We start from the raw sequence: 6,318 nt of genomic DNA, 5'->3' as shown, positions 1-6,318 counted from the left end.
GACAAAGCTGCCCCGGCGCACGATCGAGCCCGGCACGGCGCGGAAACCCGCAGCCTCGAACTGGCCCGCCGACCAGCCTTCCCATTTTACCGCTACCTTGTCCCACCACGGACCCGGCACCGGCGCGCCCGGCAGGCCCATGCGGCGGTTCGGCTCCAGCCGGAAGGAGAGGAGCACGGCCTTTTTCAGCCATTCATGCACCTGCCAGTCGCCATTTCCATCGCGCGAGGCGACGCGCAGCGTGCCGGCATCGAGCGCATCAAGCGCGGCATTGACCGCATCGCGCAGCTCGCCCTTCGTGGCGGCAGACACGCCTTCGCGTGCCTCCCATCCTGCTTCGATGACGGATTTGAGGGCGGCAGTATCGGTCATGCAGCATGCTCCCTGAAGCCGTCGACCACCTCACCCAGGAAGGTGTCGAGACAGTCCACGGCATAGTCCACGAATTCGGGGTGTTCGCCGGGTCCGGCCGTGTGGCCATTGCCGACATCATGGGGCGCGCGCACCAGAACGGTGGCAAAGCCGATGCCCGCTGCCGTTTCCAGATTGCGCGCGGAATCCTCAAACATCACCGCCCGCGACGGATTGATCGCGTGCCGCTTGATGAAGCGGTCAAAGCTCGCGCGCTGGGGCTTGGGCGTGAAATCAGCCGCCGCGATGTCAAAGATTTCCGTAAAAAGGTGATCAAGGCCGAGACCCGCCAGCACGTTCTCCGCATGGCGCACCGACCCGTTGGTGTAGATGATGCGCTCGCCCTCCAGCGCGGCGATATGGCCCGCCAGCACCGGGTTCGGCTTCAGCACGGAATGATCGATATCGTGGACGAAATCGAGAAAGTCCGAGGCCGGAATCTTGTGATTGACCATCAGCCCGTTCAGCGTCGTGCCGTAATCGTGCCAGTAGCCATGCTGGACCTTGAACGCTTCCTCGCGCTCCAGCCCCAATAGCTGCATGACGAACTCGGTCATGCGCGCCTCGACCTGGCTCATCACCGCCGTGTCCGCCGGATAGAGCGTATTGTCGAGATCGAAGACCCAGACATCACGCTGGAGAAGACGCTTCATTGAATCATTTCCTCGAAATCTGAATCGTCCAGCGTCAGGCGCGCCACGCCATCAACCGGCACCGGGCTCGCGCGGAACAGCACGCTGGTATAGCCGCGCGCATCGCAATCGGTGCGCCCTTCTGCCGTAAACCGCCCCGGCGCCACGCAGAAGGCTTCCACACCGCGCTGTAGCGGTTCGGTATCCTCCCCGTCGAGCCTCTGGGCGAAGACGAAGGTCTCGCCCGGCGACAGGCGCTCGGCGATCACGCGCACGCATTGTTCCGGCTCGACGCGCCACCAGCCCCGGCTCTGCCAGCGCTCCGAGCGCTGGCGGGCAACCGCAACACCAATCGTGTTCGAGGCGTTGTTGCACACGCTGAAACCGATCTGGCGGTTGGCTTCCTGCGCGGCCGCGTGCAGGGCGTTGGCAAGACTGGCATAATTGCTGCCAAAGGAACGCCCCGCATCGCGCTCGAAAGCGGCGATCTGGGCGCGCGAACGCCGGCCGGCAAATCCGTCAATCACCCGCACCTCATAGCCCAGCGTCTGCAAGAGGCGCTGAACGCCGGCCTCCAGCGCCCGGTCACCAAAATCGTCAGGCTCCACCAGCACCGCCCGCGTGCGCTCGGACGGTGAAAGCTGGCGGAATTCGCGCACGTCCAGGCCCTGCGCCTCGCAATTGGCTGCGCCCTCGATATGGAAATCGGTGCGGTCGACACAGACCGGCGTGCGGCCCAGCCATTCGCGCACCCCGCCCAGATAGGCGTCGGTCGTGCGCGCATAGAGATACTGGTTCACCCCGCCGGGAATACCGGCAAAGCGCGCACACGCGCCCGGCGCGATGCGCAGCCAGCCGTGCGCCGTCAGGCCCTGTGGCCCGCCCCACGCCTTGGCCGCTTCCACATAATAGCTGGTCTCGTTGCACACTTCGCCCGCGCGTGCCTGCGGGGCGAAAATTCCGGCCAGAACCAGAACGGCGAGCGCCGCCAGAACCCGCATCATGTCTCCTGCTCCGGTATTGCGAGTTCCGCAATATCGGCGCGCAATGCGTCAAGGCCAAGGCGTTTGGAGGACGAAGTTGCAGCGATCACCGGAAAGGCGGCGACCTTTTTGGCGACGGCAAGGCGCGTCGCCTCGATCATGGACGCCTGTTCGCCCGGTTTCAGCTTGTCGAGCTTGGTCAGCGTGACCTGGTAGCCGACGGCGGCCTCGGTCAGCACCTTCATGATGGCCTCGTCTGCCGGCTTGATGCCGTGACGGCCATCGATCAGCAGGATGACGCGCTTCAGGTTCACCCGCCCGCGCAGATAGTCGCGCGTCAGCGCCATCCAGCGTGCGGCCACATCCTTGGGGGCCTTGGCAAAGCCATAGCCCGGCAGGTCGACAATGCGGATACGCCCGGCCAGATCGAAAAAGTTCAGCTCGCGCGTGCGCCCCGGCTCACCGGACGCGCGTGCCAGATCCTTGCGGCTGGTCAGCGCGTTGATGAGGGAGGACTTGCCGACATTGGACCGGCCCGCAAACGCGATTTCCGGCATGTCGGCAGGCGGCAGACCGTCCATCCCGACCGCGCCCTTGATGAACGTCACGTTCTGGGCAAACAGGCGCCGTCCGGCGGCGAGGCGCGCCGCCTCCTCTTCGGTCAGCTCGTCAGGCGCGCTCAGCTTTCTCCCTCCGGCGAGGCAGGCGGCTTGCGTCGGGCAACCGGCTTCTTCGCGGCAGGCTTCTTCGTGGCGGCCTTGGCGCGCGGTTTCTTCGCGGCCGGGTTGGTGGTCGTGCGCTTGCCCGGTGTCGCGGGCTTTTTAGGCGCAGGCGTTACCGCTTCGGGCGCATTGGCCGCTTCAGGCGTATCGGCGGTGACCGCCGCATCCTTCGCCGTGTCTGCCTTCGCCTTGCCCCTGGCGGGCTTCACATCATTGGCAGGCTTGGCGGTAGCAGGCGTCAGCCCCGGCGCAGCGCCCGGCAGGGCGAACTCCGGCACCGGCTTGCCGGTCATGCGCGCGTGCAGGCGCGCCGCAAGCTTGTCGACCTCGGTATAGGTGCCGTGCCGGCGCATGATGACGTATTGCTGCGCGATGGTGAGGAAGTTGTTCCACGTCCAGTAGACCACCAGCGCGGCCGCAAACGGCGACAGGATGAAGGTGAAGACAATCGGCAGGAAGGCAAAGATGCGCCGCTGCATGGGGTCTGGCGGCGGGGGGTTGAGCGATTGCTGCGCCCACATCGTGATGCCCATCAGGATCGGCCAGATGCCGAGCTGGTAATCGCCGATCAGCCACAGACCGTCGACCTGGTAGGGCAGAAGGCCGAACAGATTCCACAGGCTGGTGGGGTCTGGCGCGGACAGGTCCTGGATCCAGCCGAAGAAGGGCGCGTGGCGCGCCTCCAGCGAGACGAACACCGTCTTGTAGAGCGCAAAGAAGATCGGGATTTGCGGCAGGATCGGCAGGCAGCCGGCAAGCGGATTGATCTTCTCGCGCTTGTACAGCTCCATCATCTCCTGACTCTGGCGCTGCTTGTCGGATTCAAAGCGCTCGCGGATCTCCTGCATTTTCGGACCCACAGCGCGCATCTTCGCCATCGAGGCAAAGGCGCGGTTGTTGAGCGGGAAGAGCGGGATCTTGATGAGCACCGTCAGCAGCAGGATCGCGACACCGAAATTGCCCGTCCAGTCATAGAAGGTGGTCAGGAGCCAGAAGAAGGGACGGGTGAAGAACCAGAAATTGCCCCAGTCAACCGCCATGTCGAGGCGCGGAATGCCCTGCTCTTCCTGATAGCGCTGCAGGATCGGCACCGATTTCGAACCGGCATAGACATGCGACACGCTGGTAATGGCCGCGCCGGGCGCAATCGTCTCGGCGGTGCGCACATAGCTGGATTCAAAAATGGTCCGGCCACCCGACTGGCGAGCCTCGAAACGCGCGCGGATTTCCGCATCATCACCCGGCGCAACCGCTGTCAGCCAGTATTTGGAGGTAACGCCCATCCAGCCGCCCGCACCAGTCCGCTCGAGCGAACCGTCGCGCTCCAGCCGGTTATACTTGCGGTCGATCAGCGAGCCGCCGACCACCCCGATCGGGCCTTCGTGCAGGATGAAGAAATTGGTGATGTCGTCGGGAATGCCTTCCTGACGGACCACGCCGAAGCGCGACAGCGAGACCGCGCCTTCACCGTTATTGGTCACCGTATCGGTGACGGTGAACAGATAGTCCTCGTCGACCGCAATCACGCGGCGGAAGGTCAGGTCACCGGCGACATGCTCCAGCGTGACAGGCGTCTCCTGCGTCAGGGTGGAGCCACCCACCACCTGCCAGCGCGTGGACGGACCGGGCAGGCCCTCCGGCGCACCGGCTGTGCCGGTCCAGCCATCAATCGCGTATTGCGCGCCATGCGTGCCTTGCGGCGAGAGCAGCGTCACCGGCTCGTCAGAGCCGACCGCGACATCGTAGCGCATAAGGCGCAGGTCATCGAAGCGCGCGCCATTGAGTGCGATAGAGCCTTCAAGGGCCGGCGTGCGGATATCGATACGTTCAGAGCGCGCCAGCGCCTCGTCCCTGTCGGCAAACCCGCCAAGCGCGGATGGCGCATCCTCGGCACCGAAGGCACCGGGCGTTTCCGGGGCGGCCTCGCCGGTCTCCGCCTCGATGGCGGCTTCCTCGGCGGCGCGCTGCTCGGCCATCATCGGTTCGACGATGAAGAGCTGGTAGGGAATGAAGATCGCCAGAACGATCGCCACGACGAGCAGGATATTGCGGGTATCACCCATGAGCGGGTCAGTCCTTCACGGTTTTCCGGGGCCGGGACGGCGCGGCGAGGCTTAGCAATGCGCTTTTCATATCGTCAAGCAAAGCCTCCCACTCACGCGCAGCCGTTCCCGCGCGCGCGATGAACACATAGTCGGTGCCAGGCTGGCCATGAAGGGGGAGGAGATGACGGGCGGCTTCCTTCAGGCGGCGGCGCGCGCGATTGCGCATGACCGCATTGCCGACCTTCTTCGACGCGGTAAAGCCTGCCCTGGCAGGCCCTTCTGCCGGCTCGCGCGCGACCATCTGGACCACAAGGCCCGGCCGGGCGGCAGAGCGGCCGTCACGCGCACGCAAAAAATCGCGCCGCACGCGGATGCGCGCGGCGCGATTTGGATATTGCAGCGCTTTCAATGCGTGTGGCGATTAAGCCGACAGGCGCTTGCGGCCACGCGAACGGCGGCGGGCGATGACCTGACGGCCAGCCTTGGTGGCCATGCGGGCGCGGAAACCGTGACGCCGGGCGCGGACGAGTTTGGACGGCTGGAATGTACGTTTCACGGCACTGGCTCCTGAAAAGGCAAACGCACCGGCTTCATCACGTCCGCGCTGACGCGCGAGGGACGGGTCTGAACCCGGCGAAAATCGAGCCGCGGTAACTACCGGGGGCGGGCGCAGGTGTCAAGCGGGGGTGGGTGTTTCGCCCGCAATCCAAATCAGGTCCAGCTTGTAACTTTCACCGTAAGATGAACGAATGACCTTTCAACGGCGGGCACCCCCTGGCCCGCCATGATCCGGCCTGTAACCTGCCCCTCCCGCCAAGGACACTCAGATGACCGCTCCCACACCCGCTGACGCGCCGCAAAAGGCGAAACCCTTGTGGCTGCGCCTCCTGCCACTCCTCGTGCTGGCAGCAGCCCTCATCGCGGTGCTGGTCAGCGGCGTCTGGCGCGATCTGAACCTTGAGACCTTGCAGGAAAACCAGGCCGCCCTTGAATCCTATGTGGCCGCGAACCTGTTCCTCGCCGTGCTGATCTACACGATCGTCTATGCGCTCGCGGTCTCCATCTCGGTGCCGGGCGCGATCTGGTTCACTATCGGGGCGGGCTTCCTGTTCGGACCGATTGTCGGCACGGGCGTTGCCGTGACCGGCTCCACCATCGGGGCGACCATCATCTTCATTGCCGTGCGCTATGCCTTTGCCGACTGGGCGCGGGCGCGTTTCGGCACCTGGGTCAAACGCCTGCAGGACGGGTTTTCATCCGACGCCTTCAGCTATGTGCTGATCTTGCGCCTGATCCCGGTCCTGCCCTTCTTCGGCATCAATATCGCAACCGCGCTCCTGAACGTGCCGCTTCGCGCCTATGTGCTCGGCACGCTGATCGGGGTGATGCCGCTGGCTTATGTCTATGCCACGGTCGGCTCCACGATCAGCCGCGCGGCGGGCGGTGTGCCGGGTCTTCTCGACCTTCTCACCCCCGAGCTCATCGCCGCGATAGCCGTCTTTGCCCTCGTCGGCTTCCTGCCCTT

The 6,318-nt window shown here is 65.1% G+C and carries 7 protein-coding genes and 1 pseudogene; 1 reads left to right on the top strand and 7 read right to left on the bottom strand.

Going from position 1 to position 6,318, the window contains the following annotated elements:
* The 7 genes and pseudogenes from ACTS2Z_RS10785 to rpmH all read right to left on the bottom strand — a co-directional run.
* Positions 1 to 372, bottom strand: a pseudogene (locus tag ACTS2Z_RS10785) (2,3,4,5-tetrahydropyridine-2,6-dicarboxylate N-succinyltransferase); the annotation flags it as partial.
* Positions 369 to 1,064 carry a pyrimidine 5'-nucleotidase gene (locus ACTS2Z_RS10780; protein WP_442573210.1) on the bottom strand — a complete coding sequence of 232 codons (696 nt, stop codon included), beginning with the start codon at positions 1,062 to 1,064 and terminating at the stop codon, positions 369 to 371. The pseudogene ACTS2Z_RS10785 and the gene ACTS2Z_RS10780, both read right to left, overlap by 4 nt.
* Positions 1,061 to 2,047: a DUF1036 domain-containing protein gene (locus ACTS2Z_RS10775; RefSeq protein WP_442573209.1), complete on the bottom strand. Its 987-nt coding sequence runs from the start codon at positions 2,045 to 2,047 to the stop codon at positions 1,061 to 1,063. Before ACTS2Z_RS10775 ends, ACTS2Z_RS10780 begins: the two co-directional genes overlap by 4 nt.
* The gene (yihA, locus tag ACTS2Z_RS10770; RefSeq protein ID WP_442573211.1) at positions 2,044 to 2,649 is read right to left on the bottom strand and encodes a ribosome biogenesis GTP-binding protein YihA/YsxC; all 606 of its coding nucleotides are present in this window, start codon (positions 2,647 to 2,649) and stop codon (positions 2,044 to 2,046) included. Before yihA ends, ACTS2Z_RS10775 begins: the two co-directional genes overlap by 4 nt.
* Positions 2,650 to 2,705: 56 nt before the next feature.
* Complete coding sequence (yidC, locus tag ACTS2Z_RS10765; protein WP_442573208.1) at positions 2,706 to 4,811, bottom strand: membrane protein insertase YidC; 2,106 nt, start codon at positions 4,809 to 4,811, stop codon at positions 2,706 to 2,708.
* A gap of 7 nt (positions 4,812 to 4,818) precedes the next feature.
* The gene (gene rnpA / locus ACTS2Z_RS10760; protein WP_442573207.1) at positions 4,819 to 5,202 is read right to left on the bottom strand and encodes a ribonuclease P protein component; all 384 of its coding nucleotides are present in this window, start codon (positions 5,200 to 5,202) and stop codon (positions 4,819 to 4,821) included.
* A gap of 12 nt (positions 5,203 to 5,214) precedes the next feature.
* Positions 5,215 to 5,349: a 50S ribosomal protein L34 gene (rpmH, locus tag ACTS2Z_RS10755; protein WP_442573206.1), complete on the bottom strand. Its 135-nt coding sequence runs from the start codon at positions 5,347 to 5,349 to the stop codon at positions 5,215 to 5,217.
* A 271-nt stretch (positions 5,350 to 5,620) separates the two neighbouring features.
* Between rpmH and ACTS2Z_RS10750 the strand changes: the two genes are divergently transcribed.
* A partial coding sequence (locus ACTS2Z_RS10750; RefSeq protein ID WP_442573205.1) for a TVP38/TMEM64 family protein occupies positions 5,621 to 6,318 on the top strand: 698 nt, incomplete at its 3' end.

The sequence above is a fragment of the Glycocaulis sp. genome, from assembly GCF_052168375.1.
Classification (GTDB): Bacteria; Pseudomonadota; Alphaproteobacteria; order Caulobacterales; family Maricaulaceae; genus Glycocaulis.
The sequence above is the reverse complement of the archived record's forward strand: the minus strand, read 5'-3'. Positions and strand labels throughout refer to the sequence as shown.

Excerpts from the sequence above, each read along its gene's own strand:
- ACTS2Z_RS10780 (WP_442573210.1), bottom strand. The coding sequence starts at position 1,064 with ATGAAGCGTCTTCTCCAGCGTGATGTCTGGGTCTTCGATCTCGACAAT.
- ACTS2Z_RS10775 (WP_442573209.1), bottom strand. The coding sequence starts at position 2,047 with ATGATGCGGGTTCTGGCGGCGCTCGCCGTTCTGGTTCTGGCCGGAATT.
- yidC (WP_442573208.1), bottom strand. The coding sequence starts at position 4,811 with ATGGGTGATACCCGCAATATCCTGCTCGTCGTGGCGATCGTTCTGGCG.